The following is a 17,675-nucleotide window of genomic DNA, read 5'->3' on the forward strand; positions in this document are numbered from 1 at the left end:
GTGAAACACACCTCAGTGCACGATCTCGGCGATGTGCTGCGTACCGATCCGCTTGCGGAACACCCAGTACGTCCAGCCCTGATAGACCAGCACGACCGGAGTGGCGATCGCCGCACACCAGGTCATGATCTTCAGCGTGTACGGGCTGGACGAGGCGTTGGTGACCGTCAGGCTCCAGTCCGGGTTCAGCGTCGACGGCATGACGTTCGGGAAAAGCGTCAGGAAGAGCATGGCCACCGTGGCCACGATGGTGAGCCCCGACAGGGCGAACGCCCAGCCCTCACGCCCCGCCCGCGCCGCGGCCATGGCTACGACGAGCGAGGCCACCGCCACGACCACCGCGACGAGCGACGCCCCGTCGCCCCGGTCGGACTGCGTCCACAGCAGGAAGGCGAAAGCTAGCAGGGCGGTCACGAGTCCGACCCGCAGCGCCAGCTTCCGCGCCCGCTCCCGGATCTCCCCGACTGTCTTCAGCCCGACGAACACCGTCCCGTGGAAGGTGAACAGCGCCAGCGTGACCAGACCACCCAGCAGCGCGTACGGGTTGAGCAGGTCCAGGACGCCGCCGGCGTAGTTGAAGTCCTGGTCGATCTTCACGCCGCGCACGATGTTGCCGAAGGCCACACCCCACAGGACCGCCGGGATCAGCGAGGTCCAGAAGATCGCCGTCTCCCAGTTGCGCTGCCAGTTCTCCTCAGGCCGCTTGGCGCGGTACTCGAAGGCCACACCCCGGACGATGAGGCAGACCAGGATGAGCAACAGCGGCAGGTAGAAGCCGGAGAAGAGCGTGGCGTACCACTCGGGGAAGGCGGCGAAGGTCGCGCCGCCCGCCGAGAGCAGCCACACCTCGTTACCGTCCCAGACGGGCCCGATGGTGTTGATCAGCACCCGCTTCTCTGGCCGGTCGCGGGCGAGCAGCTTCGTGAGCACACCGACCCCGAAGTCGAAGCCCTCCAGGAAGAAGTAGCCGGTCCACAGGACGGCGATCAGGACGAACCAGACGTCGTGCAGTTCCATGACTGTGCAGCTCCCTCGGCCTAGTACGAGAAGGCCATCGGCTTGTCGGCGTCACGGGAGTCGCCGCCGATCTTCGTGGGCGGGTTGAGGTCGGCTTCGGTGAGCTCAGGCGGGCCCGCCTTGACGTACTTGACCAGCAGTTTGACCTCGACGACGGCGAGGATCGCGTACAGCGTGGTGAAGGCGGCCATCGAGGTGATGACCTCGGCCTGGGAAACACCGGGGGAGACCGCGTGACGGGTCTGGAGCACGCCGTAGACGACCCACGGCTGACGGCCCATCTCGGTGAAGATCCAGCCCCAGGAGCTGGCGATCAGCGGGAAGCCCAGGGTGAGGATCGCGATGCGCCAGTACCACTTGGTGAGGGTCGGACCGAGGGCCTTCTTCGGCAGCAGCACGAGATGCGGCACCTCGTCCTCGCCCACCCGCAGATGCTGCGGCAGCATGAACTTCTTGCGGGTCAGCCACAGCCCTGCCAGGCCGATGGCGAACGACGTCATGCCGAAACCGATCATCCACCGGAAGCCCCAGTAGGCGACGGGGATGTTGGGCCGGTAGTCGCCGGGTCCGTACTTCTCCTGCTCGGCCTTGTTGACGTCGTTGATGCCGGGCACGTACGAGGTGAAGTCGTCCTTGGCCAGGAAGGACAGCAGGCCGGGGATCTCGATGGCGACCTCGTTGTGCCCCTTGTCCACGTCACCGATGGCGAAGACCGAGAAGGGCGCCGGCTTCTCGCCGTCCCACAGCGCCTCGGCCGCGGCCATCTTCATCGGCTGCTGCTGGTACATGATCTTGCCGAGGACGTCACCGCTGACCGCGGTGAGCAGACCACCGACGACGACGGTGACGAGGCCGAGCCGCAGCGAGGTCTTCATCACGGGGACGTGCTTCTTGCGGACCAGGTGGAAGGCGGCGATGCCGACCATGAAGGCGCCACCGGTCAGGAAGGCCGCGGTGAGCGTGTGGAAGACCTGGGCGAGCGCGGTGTTCTGGGTCAGCACCAGCCAGAAGTCGGTGAGCTCGGCCCGCCCCTTGGCCTCGTTGATCCGGTAGCCGACCGGGTGCTGCATCCAGGAGTTGGCCGCGAGGATGAAGTACGCCGACAGGATCGTGCCGATCGAGACCATCCATATGCAGGCCAGGTGGATCTTCTTCGGCAGCTTGTCCCAGCCGAAGATCCACAGGCCGATGAAGGTGGACTCGAAGAAGAAGGCGATCAGGGCCTCGAAGGCGAGCGGCGCGCCGAAGACGTCACCGACGAAGCGCGAGTAGTCGGACCAGTTCATGCCGAACTGGAACTCCTGCACGATGCCGGTGACCACCCCCATCGCGATGTTGATCAGGAAGAGCTTGCCCCAGAACTTCGTCGCCCGGAGGTACTTCTCCTTCTCCGTCCGCACCCAGGCGGTCTGCAACCCGGCCGTCAGGGCGGCCAGCGAGATCGTCAGGGGGACGAACAGAAAGTGGTAGACGGTGGTGATGCCGAACTGCCATCGCGCCAGGGTCTCCGGCGCCAAAGCCAGGTCCACGTCGCCGCTCCTTACATACGCTTGTGAAAGCGTTCACATTCACAAGCCATTATGCAGCACGGACTTTCGAGCCGTTGAGGGGGTCCCCCGGTCACCGTCAACCCCTTGGCGTAAACTTCAACACATTGTTGAATCAGCGGCAGGCGGGCACGGACCCGCTCCAGATACGGATCTCCTGGCCCGAGGGGCACCTCACCGCGACCCTCGACGACACCCCGACCACCCAGGCCCTGGCGCTGCCCTTCGTCTCGACCGCCCGCACATGGGGCGAGAAAGTGTTCTTCGACACAGGAGTGTCCGTTTCACGTGAAACAGACGCCCGGGAGATTGTCGAGCCGGGCACGGTCGCCTTCTGGACGGACGGCGACGCCCTCGCCCTCATGGGCCCACGCCGACGAGGCGACGAGTGCCGCCTCGCCGGCCCGTGCAACCTCCTGGGCCGCCTCGACGGCGACCCCCGCCTGCTCGCGACCGTGCGCGACGGCGACCCGATACGCGTGGAGCCGGCCGACTGACGGACGCCCAGCGACTTCTCAGCCCCTAGAGCTTTTGGAGCTCCTTGCGAAACCCTTCCGCCACCTTCAGGAAGATGTCGTTCGCCTCGGTCTCCCCGACCGTCACCCGCACACCCTCACCCGGGAACGGCCGGATCACCACGCCCGCCTGCTCACACGCCTCCGCGAACGGGACCGTGCGCTCCCCCAGCCGCAGCCACACGAAGTTGGCCTGGGTCTCGGGCACCGTCCAGCCCTGGGCCCGCAGCCCGTCGACCACGCGCGTGCGCTCACACACCAGCGAACCGACCCGCCCGAGCAGTTCGTCCTCGGCACGCAGCGAGGCGATCGCCGCCTCCTGCGCGAGCTGGCTCACCCCGAAGGGGACCGCCGTCTTGCGCAGCGCCGCGGCCACCGGCTCGTGGGCGATGGCGAAGCCGACGCGCAGGCCGGCAAGGCCGTACGCCTTGGAGAAGGTCCGCAGGACGCAGACGTTGGGCCGGCTGCGATAGAGCTCCACACCGTCCGGCACCTCGGGGTCGCGGATGAACTCGCGGTATGCCTCGTCGAGCACCACCAGCACATCACCGGGCACGCGGTCGAGGAAGCGCTCCAGCTCCGCCCGCCGTACGACCGTGCCCGTCGGGTTGTTGGGGTTACAGACGAAGATCAGCCGGGTCCGGTCGGTGATCGCCTCGGCCATCGCGTCGAGGTCGTGCACATCACCCGCCGTCAGCGGCACCTGCACCGACGTCGCGCCGCTGATCTGCGTGATGATCGGGTACGCCTCGAAGGATCGCCAGGCGTAGATGACTTCGTCGCCGGGGCCGGAGGTGGCCTGGATCAACTGCTGGGCGACACCGACCGAACCGGTGCCGGTGGCCAGGTGGGAGAGGGGCACGCCGAACCGCTCGGACAGCTCGTTCATCAGCGCCGTACAGGCCATGTCCGGGTAGCGGTTGAAGTGGGAGGCCGCCGCCGTCACCGTCTCCATCACGCCCGGCAGCGGCGGGTAGGGGTTCTCGTTGGAGGACAGCTTGTAGGCCACCGGCCCGCCCGCCGCCGCCGGCTTGCCCGGCTTGTAGGTGGGGATCCCCTCCAGCTCGGCGCGCAACTTGGGGCTCGTCTCGCTCACCGCAGTCCTCCTCGCGAAGACCGGCGGCCCATGACCGCCGCCGACATCCAATACTCCTCACCTTATGAGGATTCGGCGCCGCTGCGTATAGCCATGGCGGAGCGACAAACGCCGGCCTCGTGTGCCCCACCAACATCAGGGGCATCGCCGTACGAAGGTGTGCGAATCCTGGGGCGCGCCGCACATATATCTACGCGCCGGTGCTGCACGCCGTGGCGCGCATCCCCCGTGCAGGTGAGTTGAGACCTCTTCGCAACATCGACCACTTGGCAGGCCCGTGCGCGCGGACAAGTCACGTACTGGCATAGGAGCGCTCAACCCCCTTGGTTTCCAAAGCAATTGGGGTTTAATGATCATGCAGAAACGTGCCTGTCAACGCACGCATATGCGTCCGCACTACCCCACCGCATGAGCCCTACTATCGGCTCGCCATGACAGCAGCAGGGAAGCACCAGGTGAGCCGCGCGGAAACCTCACGTCGAGGCAGTCGGCCGGGCCGGGCGGGTATCAGAGACGTGGCCGCCGCCGCCGGAGTCTCCATCACGACCGTCTCCGACGCCCTCAACGGCAAGGGCCGGCTCCCGGACGCCACCCGCCGCCATGTCCGCGAGGTCGCCGACCGGCTGGGCTACCGCCCCTCGGCCGCCGCCCGGACCCTCCGTACCGGCAAGTCGGGGCTCATCGGCCTGACGGTGACGACGTACGGGGACGAACCTTTCACCTTCACCGAGTTCGCGTACTTCGCCGAGATGGCGCGGGCCGCCACCTCCGCCGCGCTTGCCCGCGGCTACGCCCTCGTGATCCTGCCCGCGACCTCCCGCCACGACGTGTGGTCGAACGTCGCCCTGGACGGCACGGTCGTCATCGACCCCTCCGACCAGGACCCGGTGGTCAGCGAACTCGTCCGGCAGGGGCTGCCGGTCGTCTCCGACGGCCGCCCGGCCGGCTCGCTGCCGGTCACGGCCTGGGTCGACAACGACCACGAGGCCGCCGTCCTCGGCATCCTCGACCACCTGGCCGACGCCGGCGCCCGCCGCATCGGCCTGCTGACCGGCACGACGACCGACACGTACACCCACCTGTCGACCACCGCGTACCTGCGCTGGTGCGAGCGCGTCGGCCAGAATCCGGTGTACGAGGCCTACCCGGCGCACGATCCGTGCGCGGGCGCCGTCGCCGCCGACCGGCTCCTGGCCCGTCCCGACCGGCCCGACGCGGTCTACGGGCTGTTCGACCCGAACGGCACCGACCTGCTCGCCGCCGCCCGCCGCTACGGCCTGCGCGTACCGGACGACCTGTTGCTGGTCTGTTGCAGCGAGTCCACGGTGTACGCCAACACCGAGCCGCCCATCACCACGCTCTCCCTGAAACCGCGCCGCATCGGCACGGCGGTCGTGCAACTCCTCATCGACGCCATCGAGGGAGTGGACTCGGACCATCCGGTGGAGCAGGTGATACCGACGGAGCTGATCGTGCGCACCTCGTCCCAGCGGCGCCCGCCGCGCACGACGGTCAGCCCGCCGAGGTCACCCGAGGAGACGTAGGCCGGTACACCCGGTAGGCCGGTACACCCGGGTAAAGGGAAGTTCGCAATCCTGGGGAGAAACGGGGCCGGTCCCCCGGAGAGAAGCGATCGTTCTCGCGAAGAGAAGGAAAGCGAGGACGGTCACACGGTGGTCAAAGCCCGGCTCAATCGGGGCGAAAGCCGCGGTGAACTGGACTCTTGCTCTGATTCACCACCCCTGGGTCATCACATGGCGCGATCCGCATTCCTATGATGGGCCCACGACACCGACGGGCCGCTACGACCAGGCAGTCCGATGCGGTGCAGCTGCGGCGCGATGGTGGAGGGGTCGATGACTCAGGGGGCCGGTCAGGGACCCGAGGTGGAGCGGACGGCGACGTTGCGCGACTTCCGGGTGCCCGCGTACGTCCACGAGACCGGTCCGTACGTCCACAGCGCCCACCCCGGCGAGGTCGCCCCGCCGCCCGAGGCGGCCTCCCCCGAGGGGTACACGCCGACCGAGCGCGATCTGCCCGTGATCCACCGGGGTGACACGGTCCAGGTGACCCTCGACCCCGAGGCCGTCGCAGCCCCGCAGGCCGACACCGGTCAGGGCCCGCTGTACGTCGTGGGTGACGTGCACGGCTACCTCGACGAGCTGGTGGCGGCCCTCCAGGAGAAAGGCCTCCTCGACGCCGCCGGTCACTGGTGCGCGGGCACCGCCCGGCTGTGGTTCCTCGGCGACTTCACCGACCGCGGCCCGGACGGCATCGGTGTCATCGACCTGGTGATGCGGCTGTCCGCCGAGGCCGCTGCGGCCGGCGGCTACTGCAAGGCGCTCATGGGCAACCACGAGCTGCTGCTGCTCGGCGCCAAGCGGTTCGGCGACACCCCCGTCAACTCCGGGGCGGGCACCGCCACTTTCCAGGCGGCCTGGCTGCTCAACGGCGGTCAGAAGACCGACATGGACCGCCTCCAGGACCACCACTTGCAGTGGATGGCCCGCCTGGACGCCGTCGAGGAGGTCGACGGCCACCTGCTCGTGCACTCCGACACCACCGCCTACCTCGACTACGGCCGCTCCATCGAAGAGGTCAACGACACCGTTCGCGAGACGCTCACGCGCAACGACGCGGACGAAGTCTGGGACCTGTTCCGCAAGTTCACCAAGCGGTTCTCCTTCCGAGACGAGGGCGGCGCGGACGCCGTACGCTCCCTGCTCGATACGTACGGGGGCACCCGCATCGTTCACGGACACAGCCCGATTCCGTATCTGCTGGGAGAAGTCGGCTCGGAGGACGACGAGGAGAGCACCGACCCCGTGGTCGAGGGACCGCACGTCTACGCCGACGGACTCGCCATCGCCATGGACGGCGGTGTGACCATGGCCGGAAAGCTGCTGGTCCAGCAACTGCCGCTGGCTACGTGAGCGTTCACCGGGCAGGCGTTTCCCGTCACAGGACCGGACCGGTGAGGGGCCAATTTCGGTAAACCCCCTGTCACCGCCCACCTTCACGGCTCTACCATCGGCTTATCCGTAGCAGGCTCCCCTCCGTTTCTGCCCGACGGCTCGTCAGCATGCCGAGCCCCAAGCCCTACGGAGCATCGGGGGATGCACATGAACAGCGTTCCGCAGCACCTGCTGAGCGAGGACCGCCAGGAATACGAGCGGATCCTCGATGAGGCGCTGCGCTCCGCACCACACCGTCCGGAACTGGCCGCTGTCGGACAGCGGCTCAACACCGAACAACTGCGCACCATGGCGCTGAACGCCACCGCGCTCATCACGGCGGCCGCGTCGACCGAATACCAGCACTACGTCAAGGTCCGCGAGGAAGTACGCCAGCCGGCGCCGTCCAGCCAACCGGCCGTGCGCGCATCCGGCTCCTCCGAGCCGGACACGGGCGCGGCGGGCCTCGCCGCCACCATGGGCGAGGTCGCCGAGACCGCCGGCGCGGGCGCCGTAGCGGTCGTCGCCGTCCTCGCACCCGTCCTCGCCGGAACCGCCGCGGCGATCTTCCTGCTCCTCGGTTACATCCTTCAGATGCTCAACCCCGAGCAGACGTTCGCCCGGACCATGCTCATCACGGGCTGGGTGTTCGGCGCCGTGACCGCGGTCGCGATCCTCGTCGCCGCGGTGGGACTGCTGATCACCGCCCTGCGTAACAAGCCGACGGCCGAAGGCGGACCGCACGGCGAACCGCAAGGGGAGGTGGACCGGGCCAGGGAGGCCTGGCGCGAGGCCCTGCTGGAACGCGGCATCCTGCCCTTCCTCCGGGACGCCCTCGTCGACCCGGGCTCGGCCGCCGCGCTGCACCACACCTCCCCGTCCACGCCGGTCAGCCGCATTCCGCACCTCGGCTACGACCGCCCGGGCTTCACCAGCCCGGGGACGGCAACCGCGGCTCGCGGCCGAGCTTCAGCAGCCCGGACTACACCAGCCCGGACTTCGGAGGACCGGAACACCAGCCGGAGTAGCCGTCGGGTAGTGCCACAGGCCGAATCACTCCCGCGGCCAGGGGACCAGGGACCACCGGGTCCCCGGCCCTCGGCCTGTGTGCGGGCGGATCAGTCCGCGATGGGCAGGTACACGCGGTTCCCGCTCGCCGCGAACTCCTTCGACTTCTGCGCCATGCCGTCCTCGATCTCGGCCTGGGTGCCGCCGTGTTCACGGCGGATGTCCTGCGAGATCTTCATGCTGCAGAACTTGGGGCCGCACATCGAGCAGAAGTGCGCCGTCTTGGCGGGCTCCGCCGGCAGGGTCTCGTCGTGGAACTCCCGTGCCGTGTCGGGGTCGAGGGCGAGGTTGAACTGGTCCTCCCACCGGAACTCGAAACGGGCGTCGGACAGCGCGTCGTCCCACTCCTGGGCACCCGGGTGTCCCTTGGCGATATCCGCCGCGTGGGCGGCGATCTTGTAGGTGATGACGCCGGTCTTGACGTCGTCGCGGTTCGGCAGGCCCAGGTGCTCCTTGGGCGTGACGTAGCACAGCATGGCCGTGCCCCACCAGGCGATCATCGCGGCACCGATGCCGGAGGTGATGTGGTCGTACGCCGGCGCGACGTCAGTGGTCAGCGGGCCGAGCGTATAGAACGGAGCTTCATCGCAGATCTCCTGCTGAAGGTCGATGTTCTCCTTGATCTTGTGCATCGGGACGTGGCCCGGGCCTTCGATCATGGTCTGTACGTTGAAACGCTTCGCGATCCGGTTGAGTTCCCCGAGGGTTCGGAGTTCGGCGAACTGCGCCTCGTCGTTGGCGTCCGCGATCGAGCCCGGCCGCAGTCCGTCGCCGAGGGAGTACGTGACGTCGTACGCGGCGAGGATCTCGCAGAGCTCCTCGAAATTCTCGTACAGGAACGACTCCTTGTGGTGCGCGAGGCACCAGGCGGCCATGATCGAGCCGCCGCGCGAGACGATGCCGGTCTTGCGGTTGGCCGTCAGCGGCACGTACGCCAGGCGCACGCCCGCGTGGACCGTCATGTAGTCCACTCCCTGCTCGGCCTGCTCGATGACCGTGTCCTTGTAGATGTCCCAGGTCAGCTCCTCGGCCCGGCCGTCGACCTTCTCCAGGGCCTGGTAGAGCGGCACGGTGCCGATGGGGACGGGGGAGTTGCGCAGCACCCACTCGCGCGTGGTGTGGATGTTGCGGCCGGTGGACAGGTCCATGACCGTGTCGGCGCCCCAACGGGTCGCCCAGGTCATCTTCTCGACCTCCTCCTCGATGGAGGAGGTCACCGCGGAGTTGCCGATGTTGGCGTTGACCTTCACCAGGAACCGCTTGCCGATGATCATCGGCTCGATCTCCGGGTGGTTGACGTTGGCCGGCAGCACCGCCCGGCCCGCCGCGATCTCGTCGCGGACCACTTCGGGCGAAACGTTCTCCCGGATGGCTACGTACTCCATCTCGGGCGTGATCTCGCCGCGGCGGGCGTACGCGAGCTGCGTGACCGCCTTGCCGTCCTTGCTGCGGCGCGGCAGGCGCGGCCGGCCGGGGAAGACGGCGTCGAGGTTGCGCAGGCCGCCGCGCGGCGAGGTGTGCTTGATCCCGTCGTCCTCGGGGCGGACGGGTCGGCCCGCGTACTCCTCGGTGTCGCCACGGGCGATGATCCAGTTCTCGCGCAGCGGCGACAGGCCCCTGCGGACGTCGGTGTCGACGAGCGGATCGGTGTACGGGCCCGACGTGTCGTACAGCGTGACCGACTGGCCGTTGGTGAGATGCACCTGGCGGACCGGCACCCGCAGGTCGGGGCGAGAGCCCTCGACGTACGCCTTGTGCCAGCCGATGGACTTCCCGGCCTCCTCGGACTGTGCGTCCTGAACGGAGGCAGGCGTGCGTGCGTCCTTGTTGGTCATGTGACCTACTCCCTACGCCGGCATTACCCGGTAACAGGTTCGGCGGTCGACGCAGCGGCTTCCGTCTGCCGACGTTTCGTGTGAAACATCACTCGAATTCGGTGATGTTTCATGTGAAACATCGCTGGGACGGAGGTCAGCGCCCTCTCAGCCCGGTGCTCCGAGCTCCCGCGTGTACAAAAGGTGCCTCCACGCTAGCGGCAATTCTGGCGCGGTGAACAGAGGGCCCCCCTCGTTCTTGCGATGATCGGTCGGTGACCACGACGCAGCGTCCTCCTTACCCACCGCCCGAACCGCCCCGCGGATCCGGCGCCGGCAACGGCAACGGCCGTGGGCATGAGCACGATTTCGCCGCCCCGGGCGGGCTAGGGCCTGCCGGGGGACAGACGCACGGGCCCAGGCCCGGTCCCGAGAGCGGGCAGGGTGCCGGTCCGGCCGGGGCGTATGGCGCCGGCTCCGGAGGCTGGCGCGGTTCCGGCCCCGGAGAGGGCGACAGGCCCGGCGGCGACGGACACGGCGAAGGCTACGGTCCTGGCGGAGGCGGGCACGGCGGAGGCGACGGTCCTGGCGAAGGCCGCCGTCCCGGCGGCGGCCAGGGGCACGGTGGGGGCGACGGGCACGGGGACGGAAACGGCCCCGGCTCCGCGCCGGGCGGCGGACACGGGCACTCGCACGGTCACAGCCACGGTCCTGCCACGCCCGTCTCCATACACCTGCGCAAGGTCATCGCGGCGGTCCTGATCCCGTTCGCCGCTGCCGTGCTGGTCGGTCTCGCCGTGCTGTGGCCGGGTGGCGCCCCGCCGCACGAGCGCACCGGCGTCGGCTTCGACCGGCAGACGCAGGAGGCCTCGGTCACCAAGGTCGTGGAGGTGAGCTGCAAGGAGGCCGGCGCCTCGGGAGTCCCGCCGACCGGCGACACCTCCACCGCCGACGGTTCCTCCGCCGTGCAGCAGGAGAACGGCACCTGCAAGCGGGCGACGATCCGGATCGACAGCGGCAAGGACAAGGGCCGTACCTTCACCGAGATCGTCCAGCCGGACCAGTCCCGCCAGTTGCACGAGGGTCAGGAGGTCGTGGTCGCCTACGAGCCCTCCGCGCCGAGGGACCTCCAGTACTCGGTCACCGACATCAACCGGCGCCTGCCCATGGCGCTGCTCGCCGGCATCTTCGCCCTCGCCGTCGTGGTCGTCGGGCGACTGCGGGGGGTCATGGCCCTGGTCGCGCTGGCCATCAGCTTCCTGGTGCTGAACCTTTTCATCCTGCCCGCGATCCTTCAGGGTTCGAACCCGCTGCTCGTGGCGGTGGTCGGCGCGAGCGCCATCATGCTCATCGCCCTGTATCTGTGTCACGGGCTGTCGGCCCGGACATCAGTGGCGGTGCTGGGCACTCTCATCTCACTGCTGCTGATCGGCGTTCTCGGCTCGCTGTTCATCGGCTGGGCGGCGCTCACCGGCAACACCGACGACAACACCGGTCTGATCCACGGCCTCTACCCGACGATCGACATGAGCGGTCTGCTGCTCGCCGGCGTCATCATCGGATCGCTGGGTGTGCTCGACGACGTGACGGTCACGCAGACGTCGGCGGTCTGGGAACTGCACGAGGCCAACCCGACCATGGGCTGGCGCGGCCTCTACCGCGCGGGTATCCGGATCGGCCGCGACCACATCGCCTCGGTCGTCAACACCCTCGTCCTCGCCTACGCGGGTGCCGCCCTGCCGCTGCTCCTGCTGTTCTCCATCGCGCAGAGCGGTGTCGGGACGGTCGCCAACAGCGAGCTGGTCGCGGAGGAGATCGTGCGCACGCTGGTCGGTTCGATCGGCCTGGTCGCCTCGGTGCCGGTCACCACGGCCCTGGCGGCGCTGGTGGTCTCGGCCGACCGCCCGGGAGAGCGGCCCGCCGCGGAGGCCGCCGCGGTCCCGGCACGCGGGGAGGGGCCGGCGCCGCAAGCGCTGACGCCCCTCGAACTCCGGAGCCACCTGCTTTGCCGTACAGCGAAGCGCTCCTGCACAGCTCGGCGGCATCCGGTGAAGCGTTACTCCACCGTGCCGCCCGAGGGATGTCTCAGCCGGCGCCCTGTTCCGCCAGGATGCGGTCCAGGGCCTCGTCGAGATGGGCGTCGAAGTCGGCGAGCGAGCCCTCCTGGCCCAACGGGACCAGCTTGTCGGTGCGGTCGAGGAAGGCGACCAGCGGTGCCGTCGACGACCGGAACAGCGCCTGTTCACTGCCCACCTGAAGCCGGATCAGTACCTCGCCCAGCGAGTCCGGTTCGACGGGCGTGACCCGCACATCGCCCTCCCCGCAGGGCCGGCCGACCCCGTCGATCAGCAGCTCCCGGCCGAAAGCCCATGTCACCGGGTCATCACCGGGCAAGTGGAAGGTCAGCCGGACGGCATAGGGATCACTGGTCTCATAGCGCAGTTCCACCGGAATGCGGAAGGAGAGCTCCTCGGACACGAGAAAGCTCATCATGACCTCTGCCTGTACGGACTCGCGCATCGCTAACCCCGTCATTCGCCGTGGACTGGCCGGGAACGAACCTCTGACAATGGTGGAATCTTGCTGAACGTACACAGCAGATCACAAGGAGTGAGTTTTCACATACTGATAGAGAGCGCGAGCGATCCGAGCACACGCCCGATTTCGCTCTGCAACTGCCGGGCCGCCGGGAGCAGGCGGTCCTCCTGGTGGGCAGGCAGGGAGATGGCCATCGTCGCGGCCGTGGTGCCGAGGGTGAGCGGAATCGCCGCGCAGACGGCGCCCAGGGCGTACTCCTGACGCTCGGTCACAGGTTCCATCCGCCGTACCCGCTCCAGACGGCGCAGCAGACTGTGGTTGTCCCGCACCGTGTACGGCGTGAGGGCCCGCACCGGATAGCGGTCGAGGTGGTCCCGGCGGGCCTCATCGTCCAGCTGGGACAGCAGGCACTGCCCGATGGCGTGCGCGTGCCCGGTCTCCCGGAAGTCGGCCCACTCCTCGACGGCGGGATTGCCCGGGGTGTCGGAGACGCACATGACCTCGATCTCGCCCTCGCGGTACACCGCGTAGTACACGGGGACGCCGAGCACGTCCCGCCAGTGCGCGAGCGCGTCGACGACCGTGCTGCGACGTTTCTGCCGTGCCCCGCTGCTGCTCAGCCGCTCGGCGGCCTCACCGAGGAAGAACAGGCCCTTGTCCCGGTGCAGATAGCCCTCGTGCACGAGGGTGCGCAGCAGGTGGTAGGTCGTGGGCAGGGCCAGGCCGGTCTCGCGGGCCAGTTGCTTGGCGGGGGCGCCGTATTCGTGCGCGGCGACGGTCTCCAGCAGGCGCATCGCGCGCTGCACGGATCCGATGAGGGTCGGCGGAGGGGGTGGCGTGGCGGGAGGCGGTTGCTCGGAGGGGGGCGCCGAGCGGGGTTGCGCGGGGACGGTGTGCAGGTGGACACGTGCGGTGTCAGCCGGGGCCAAGGGTCACTCCCGAAGCGCGAGGGGGTAGACCGTGCCGATGGACACGGGTGGGGATGTACGCCGCTCGCGGGGGATGTCCCCGCGTCGAGTTCCGGACTCTATTCGTCTGCCACCGCACGCAGACGGCCCGGAAGGGAAACTTCCCCCGGCCGAGGGAACCGGTGACGCCGGGTGTTTCCCGCTATCCCCACCGGTTTCCCACCGGTCTCACCAGTCGCTGCGCGACGAGGAGCTCGACGTGAACTTCCGTACGACGTAGATCAGTCCGCCGACCAGCGCCACGAAGACCAGCACCTTGAACAGCAGTCCGATGACGAACCCGACCACGCTGGCGATCAGCCCGCCGAACACCACCAGGGCGATGACCGGCACCGCGATCCACTTCACCCACCACGGCAGTCCCGTGAAGATCTCTTGCATCGCCCTCGTCCTTACCTCTCCGCCCGTTCGAGTGCCGGGTCCTGTCGGTCTCTTATGGCTGATGTCCTGCACTCGATGCTAGGTGCGGAAGGGGGTCGCGCGGGGGTCCCGCGTCCCTTGTCCTCCCCTGACCGATCCCCTAGGGAACCCCGAGGCGGTCCCTCAGCTCTCGGGCGGAGAGAAGACCACCAGCACCCTCAGGTCCTCGGTGATGTGGTGGAACTTGTGCGCGACACCGGCCGGTACGTAGATCACGCTGCCGCGTGCCACCTGCGTCGTCTCCAGGCCGACGGTGATCGCGGCACGGCCGCTCACAACGAAGTAGACCTCGTCCTGATTGTGCGGCTTCTGTGGATCCTGGTCGCCCGCATCGAGGGCGTACAGGCCGACCGACATGTTCTGCTCCCGCAGAAACTGCAGGTAGGCGCCCTCATTGGCGGCGCGCTCCGCCTCCAGTTCGTCCAGCCGGAATGCCTTCATCGCCGTGTCCGTCCCTGCCTCTTGTGCCCATGTCCGATCAGGTCTGCCACGATCAGACACATGATGAATTTCCTAGTCAAGACGATCGCCAACGCGGGTGCCCTGGCGGTGGCCGTATGGCTGCTCGACAAGATCACCCTGACCGGTGACAGCACGGGCAAGAAGATCGGCACCCTGATCATCGTCGCGCTGATCTTCGGCCTGGTGAACTTCCTGGTCAAGCCGGTCGTCAAGCTCCTCAGCCTCCCTCTGCTGATCCTCACGCTCGGCCTGTTCACCCTGGTCGTCAACGCGCTGATGCTGCTGCTCACCTCGTGGCTGGCCGACCAGCTCGACCTCAGCTTCCACGTGGAGGGCTTCTGGACGGCCGTCCTGGGCGGCCTGATCATCTCGGTCGTCTCCTGGGCGCTGAACGTCGTCCTGCCCGACAAGGACTGAGCGCGCATGACCTACCGCGTCTGCTTCGTCTGCACGGGCAACATCTGCCGTTCCCCGATGGCCGAGATCGTCTTCCGCGCGCGCGTGGCGGAGGCCGGTCTCGACGGCCTGGTCGAGGTCGACAGCGCCGGCACGGGCGGCTGGCACGAGGGCGACGGCGCCGACCCGCGCACGGTGGCCGTCCTGGCGGAGAACGGCTACGCCACCGGCCACACGGCCCGGCAGTTCCAGCCGTTGTGGTTCTCCCGCCTCGACCTGGTCGTCGCCCTCGACTCCGGCCACCTCAGGGCGCTGCGCCGCCTTGCGCCCACGGAACAGGACGCGCAGAAGGTGCGGCTGCTGCGCTCGTACGATCCCGCCGCCGGCGACGACCTCGACGTACCGGACCCCTACTACGGAGGCGCGGAGGGCTTCCAGGAGTGCCTTGAGATGGTGGAGGCGGCGAGCGCCGGTCTGCTCGCCGCGGTACGCGAGGACGTGGAGGGACGGGCGGCATGAGCGAATCCCCGACGGGCGACGCGCATCGCGTGGCAGGCGTCGCCGGTCCGGCTGAGGGCGCCGTGGGCCGGGTAGCTCGCGGCGGCGGCCAGGTGGCCGCGGGCGCCGGTGACGGCACGCGCGCAGTGCGGGCCGGGCTGCCCGAGCCGGCCAAGTACGAGCCCACCCTGCCCGGCCCCGTGTTCGCCGCCCACTACCACCTGCCGGGCGAGCCCACCGGCCCCTACGCCTACGGCCGTGACGAGAACCCGACCTGGACGCTGCTGGAGCGTGCCGTCGGCGAGCTGGAGGCGCCCGGCCGGGACGGCGTCGAGACGCTCGTGTTCGCCTCCGGCATGGCCGCGACCTCGGCAGTGATCTTCTCCCAGCTGCGCGCCGGGGACGTGTGCGTCCTGCCCGACGACGGCTACCAGGCGCTGCCCCTGGTGCGCGCCCAGCTGGAGGCGTACGGCATCGAGGTGCGCACCGCGCCCACCGCCGGTGACGCTCAGCTCGGCGTTCTCGACGACGCGAAGCTGCTGTGGATCGAGACCCCGTCGAACCCCGGGCTCGACGTGTGTGACATCAGGCGGCTCGCAGAGGCGGCGCACGCGCGCGGCGCCCTGGTCGCCGTCGACAACACCCTCGCGACACCGCTCGGCCAGCGCCCCCTGGAACTCGGCGCCGACTTCGCGGTGGCCAGCGGCACCAAGCAGCTCACCGGTCACGGCGACATCCTCCTGGGCTACGTCGTCGGCCGGGACCCCGAGGCCATGGCCGCGGTACACCGCTGGCGCAAGATCGTCGGAGCGATTCCCGGGCCGATGGAAGCCTGGCTCGCGCACCGTTCCATCGCGACGCTCCAGATGCGGGCCGACCGGCAGAGCGCGACGGCCCTGGCGGTCGCCGAGGCGCTGCGTGAGCGGCACGAGGTGACCGGGCTGCGCTACCCCGGACTTCCCGACGACCCCGCGCACAAGATCGCCGCGCAGCAGATGCGGCGCTTCGGGTGCGTGGTGTCGTTCACGCTGCCCACGCGCGCGCGTGCCGACCGTTTTCTCGACGCCCTGCGGCTCGTGGACGACGCGACGAGCTTCGGCGGAGTGCGGTCCACGGCCGAACGGCGCGGACGCTGGGGCGGCGACGCGGTGCCTGAGGGCTTCATCCGCCTGTCGGTCGGCGCCGAGGATCCGGAGGATTTGGTGGCCGATGTGCTGCGCGCGCTGGACGCGTCGGCAGCCTGACCATCCCCCCACGGACGGTCCGAGCCTCCCCCCTCGCGGCTCGGACCGTCCCCCGGTTCCGCGCACAAGAACCGCGCGACCAAGGCTAGTTGACTCTCTGTCAGTGTCCAATCACGGTAGCGACAGAGACCTATCGACTTATTTATAGTTGGGCGCGGCCGGGGGCCGGGAGCAGGGCCGAAGAGGGGAGACTGCACGGTGGATCTGGCCTTGCTGCGGACCTTCGTGACCGTGCACCGGGCCGGCTCCTTCACCCGCGCCGCCGCCCTGCTCGGCCTCTCACAGCCGGCCGTCACCTCGCAGATCCGGACGCTGGAACGGCAGCTGGGCCGCCCCCTGTTCCTGCGGCAGGCCCGCGGCGTGACCCCGACCAGCATCGGCGACGAACTCGCCCACAAGGCCGCACCGCATCTCGACGCCCTGGTGGAGATCACCGAGACGGGCCTCGACGACGACTCCTCCTTACGGACGCTGCACCTCGCCGGCCCTCCGGAGTTCACCGCGGAACGAGCCATGCCGGCGCTCACGGAGCTGACCGGCGAGGACGGCCAGGGCTTCGCCCTGCGCGCCTCCTTCGGGAACGCCGAGGAAACGCTGGAAGGGCTTTCCGCCGGGCATCATGATCTGGCCATCAGCACGGCTCGTCCCCGTGGTGCCCTGCTCACAGCCACTGCGCTCTGTGACGAGGAACACGTCCTGGTCGCCGCCCCGCGCTGGGCCGAACAGATCGGCGCCGGACAGCCGGACCGCAAGCCGGAACCGGCCCTGGAGCAGGTGCCCGTGGTGGAAGTGCACGAGTCACTGCCCTTCGTCTCCCGCTACTGGGCCTCCGTCTTCGACTCGCGCCCGGCCGCCCCGGGCACCGTCGTCGTCCCCGACCTGCGTGCGGTTCTGGCGTGCACGGTCGCCGGTGCGGGCCTGGCGGTGCTGCCCCGCTATCTCTGCGCGGCCGCGTTGGAACGGGGTGATGTCGTCCCCCTGCACGAGCCTGCGGTGCCACCGCTTCGCACGTACTTCCTGGTGGTGCGCACCGGGACGCTCGCGATGCCCCATATCGCGCGGGCCCACGAGTGGTTGCAGCGGGCTGCGGCCGACTGGTGCTGAGGAGGCGCCCGAGGGCGGATGCCGGGTTGCGCGG

General features: G+C 69.1%; 15 protein-coding genes, 2 pseudogenes and 1 riboswitch. Of the genes and pseudogenes, 9 read left to right on the top strand and 8 right to left on the bottom strand.

Annotated elements, in window-relative coordinates:
• Positions 1–12: 12 nt before the first annotated feature.
• Positions 13–1,017, bottom strand: coding sequence for a cytochrome d ubiquinol oxidase subunit II (gene cydB / locus V8690_RS20715; RefSeq protein ID WP_338780963.1), 1,005 nt, complete (start codon positions 1,015–1,017; stop codon positions 13–15).
• Positions 1,018–1,037: 20 nt separating this feature from the next.
• The gene (locus V8690_RS20720) at positions 1,038–2,546 is read right to left on the bottom strand and encodes a cytochrome ubiquinol oxidase subunit I (RefSeq protein WP_338780965.1); all 1,509 of its coding nucleotides are present in this window, start codon (positions 2,544–2,546) and stop codon (positions 1,038–1,040) included.
• Positions 2,547–2,674: 128 nt separating this feature from the next.
• On the opposite strand from V8690_RS20720, the gene V8690_RS20725 reads away from it, so the two are divergent.
• Positions 2,675–3,061 (top strand): cyclophilin-like family protein, encoded by a 387-nt coding sequence (locus tag V8690_RS20725; RefSeq protein WP_338780966.1) that lies wholly within the window; start codon positions 2,675–2,677, stop codon positions 3,059–3,061.
• 25 nt (positions 3,062–3,086) lie between these two features.
• Here the strand turns inward: V8690_RS20725 and hisC are convergent, their stop codons facing one another.
• Positions 3,087–4,175, bottom strand: a complete 1,089-nt coding sequence (gene hisC / locus V8690_RS20730; protein ID WP_338780968.1) for a histidinol-phosphate transaminase — start codon at positions 4,173–4,175, stop codon at positions 3,087–3,089.
• A 431-nt stretch (positions 4,176–4,606) separates the two neighbouring features.
• On the opposite strand from hisC, the gene V8690_RS20735 reads away from it, so the two are divergent.
• From V8690_RS20735 to V8690_RS20745, 3 genes and pseudogenes are all read left to right on the top strand, one after another.
• Complete coding sequence (locus tag V8690_RS20735; RefSeq protein ID WP_338780970.1) at positions 4,607–5,719, top strand: LacI family DNA-binding transcriptional regulator; 1,113 nt, start codon at positions 4,607–4,609, stop codon at positions 5,717–5,719.
• A 297-nt stretch (positions 5,720–6,016) separates the two neighbouring features.
• A complete protein-coding gene (locus V8690_RS20740; RefSeq protein ID WP_338785409.1) occupies positions 6,017–7,108 on the top strand; it encodes a metallophosphoesterase family protein in 1,092 nt (363 codons plus the stop codon).
• Positions 7,109–7,291: 183 nt separating this feature from the next.
• Positions 7,292–8,157: pseudogene (locus tag V8690_RS20745) on the top strand (hypothetical protein).
• A 90-nt stretch (positions 8,158–8,247) separates the two neighbouring features.
• On the opposite strand, the gene thiC reads toward V8690_RS20745, so the two are convergent.
• Complete coding sequence (thiC, locus tag V8690_RS20750; protein WP_338780972.1) at positions 8,248–10,032, bottom strand: phosphomethylpyrimidine synthase ThiC; 1,785 nt, start codon at positions 10,030–10,032, stop codon at positions 8,248–8,250.
• Positions 10,025–10,214: riboswitch (TPP riboswitch) on the bottom strand. It overlaps the preceding gene by 8 nt.
• 72 nt (positions 10,215–10,286) lie before the next feature.
• Here thiC and V8690_RS20755 point away from each other — a divergent pair.
• Positions 10,287–11,988, top strand: a pseudogene (locus tag V8690_RS20755) (YibE/F family protein).
• A 108-nt stretch (positions 11,989–12,096) separates the two neighbouring features.
• Here the strand turns inward: V8690_RS20755 and V8690_RS20760 are convergent.
• From V8690_RS20760 to V8690_RS20775, 4 genes are all read right to left on the bottom strand, one after another.
• Positions 12,097–12,531 (bottom strand): SsgA family sporulation/cell division regulator, encoded by a 435-nt coding sequence (locus V8690_RS20760; protein WP_338780974.1) that lies wholly within the window; start codon positions 12,529–12,531, stop codon positions 12,097–12,099.
• Between the two features lie 98 nt (positions 12,532–12,629).
• Positions 12,630–13,355: an IclR family transcriptional regulator C-terminal domain-containing protein gene (locus V8690_RS20765; protein WP_338780976.1), complete on the bottom strand. Its 726-nt coding sequence runs from the start codon at positions 13,353–13,355 to the stop codon at positions 12,630–12,632.
• A 330-nt stretch (positions 13,356–13,685) separates the two neighbouring features.
• The gene (locus V8690_RS20770) at positions 13,686–13,898 is read right to left on the bottom strand and encodes a DUF5326 family protein (protein WP_338780978.1); all 213 of its coding nucleotides are present in this window, start codon (positions 13,896–13,898) and stop codon (positions 13,686–13,688) included.
• Between the two features lie 162 nt (positions 13,899–14,060).
• Complete coding sequence (locus V8690_RS20775) at positions 14,061–14,378, bottom strand: cupin domain-containing protein (protein ID WP_010032823.1); 318 nt, start codon at positions 14,376–14,378, stop codon at positions 14,061–14,063.
• 60 nt (positions 14,379–14,438) lie between these two features.
• Between V8690_RS20775 and V8690_RS20780 the strand changes: the two genes are divergently transcribed.
• From V8690_RS20780 to V8690_RS20795, 4 genes are all read left to right on the top strand, one after another.
• On the top strand, positions 14,439–14,816 hold the full coding sequence (locus V8690_RS20780; protein WP_274817572.1) for a phage holin family protein: 378 nt from the start codon (positions 14,439–14,441) through the stop codon (positions 14,814–14,816).
• Positions 14,817–14,822: 6 nt separating this feature from the next.
• Entirely contained in the window at positions 14,823–15,314 is a 492-nt protein-coding gene (locus V8690_RS20785) for a low molecular weight protein-tyrosine-phosphatase (RefSeq protein WP_338780983.1), read from the top strand.
• Positions 15,311–16,537, top strand: a complete 1,227-nt coding sequence (locus tag V8690_RS20790; protein WP_338780985.1) for a cystathionine gamma-lyase — start codon at positions 15,311–15,313, stop codon at positions 16,535–16,537. The genes V8690_RS20785 and V8690_RS20790 overlap by 4 nt, the downstream gene beginning before the upstream one ends.
• A gap of 198 nt (positions 16,538–16,735) precedes the next feature.
• Positions 16,736–17,641 carry a LysR family transcriptional regulator gene (locus V8690_RS20795; protein WP_338780987.1) on the top strand — a complete coding sequence of 302 codons (906 nt, stop codon included), beginning with the start codon at positions 16,736–16,738 and terminating at the stop codon, positions 17,639–17,641.
• The last annotated feature ends 34 nt before the right edge of the window (positions 17,642–17,675 follow it).

Source organism: Streptomyces sp. DG1A-41 (assembly GCF_037055355.1).
Lineage (GTDB): Bacteria > Actinomycetota > Actinomycetes > Streptomycetales > Streptomycetaceae > Streptomyces.

Excerpts from the sequence above, each read along its gene's own strand:
- cydB (WP_338780963.1), bottom strand. The coding sequence starts at position 1,017 with ATGGAACTGCACGACGTCTGGTTCGTCCTGATCGCCGTCCTGTGGACC.
- V8690_RS20760 (WP_338780974.1), bottom strand. The coding sequence starts at position 12,531 with ATGCGCGAGTCCGTACAGGCAGAGGTCATGATGAGCTTTCTCGTGTCC.
- V8690_RS20780 (WP_274817572.1), top strand. The coding sequence starts at position 14,439 with ATGATGAATTTCCTAGTCAAGACGATCGCCAACGCGGGTGCCCTGGCG.
- V8690_RS20790 (WP_338780985.1), top strand. The coding sequence starts at position 15,311 with ATGAGCGAATCCCCGACGGGCGACGCGCATCGCGTGGCAGGCGTCGCC.
- V8690_RS20785 (WP_338780983.1), top strand. The coding sequence starts at position 14,823 with ATGACCTACCGCGTCTGCTTCGTCTGCACGGGCAACATCTGCCGTTCC.
- V8690_RS20770 (WP_338780978.1), bottom strand. The coding sequence starts at position 13,898 with ATGCAAGAGATCTTCACGGGACTGCCGTGGTGGGTGAAGTGGATCGCG.
- V8690_RS20775 (WP_010032823.1), bottom strand. The coding sequence starts at position 14,378 with ATGAAGGCATTCCGGCTGGACGAACTGGAGGCGGAGCGCGCCGCCAAT.
- V8690_RS20735 (WP_338780970.1), top strand. The coding sequence starts at position 4,607 with ATGACAGCAGCAGGGAAGCACCAGGTGAGCCGCGCGGAAACCTCACGT.
- V8690_RS20740 (WP_338785409.1), top strand. The coding sequence starts at position 6,017 with ATGGTGGAGGGGTCGATGACTCAGGGGGCCGGTCAGGGACCCGAGGTG.
- thiC (WP_338780972.1), bottom strand. The coding sequence starts at position 10,032 with ATGACCAACAAGGACGCACGCACGCCTGCCTCCGTTCAGGACGCACAG.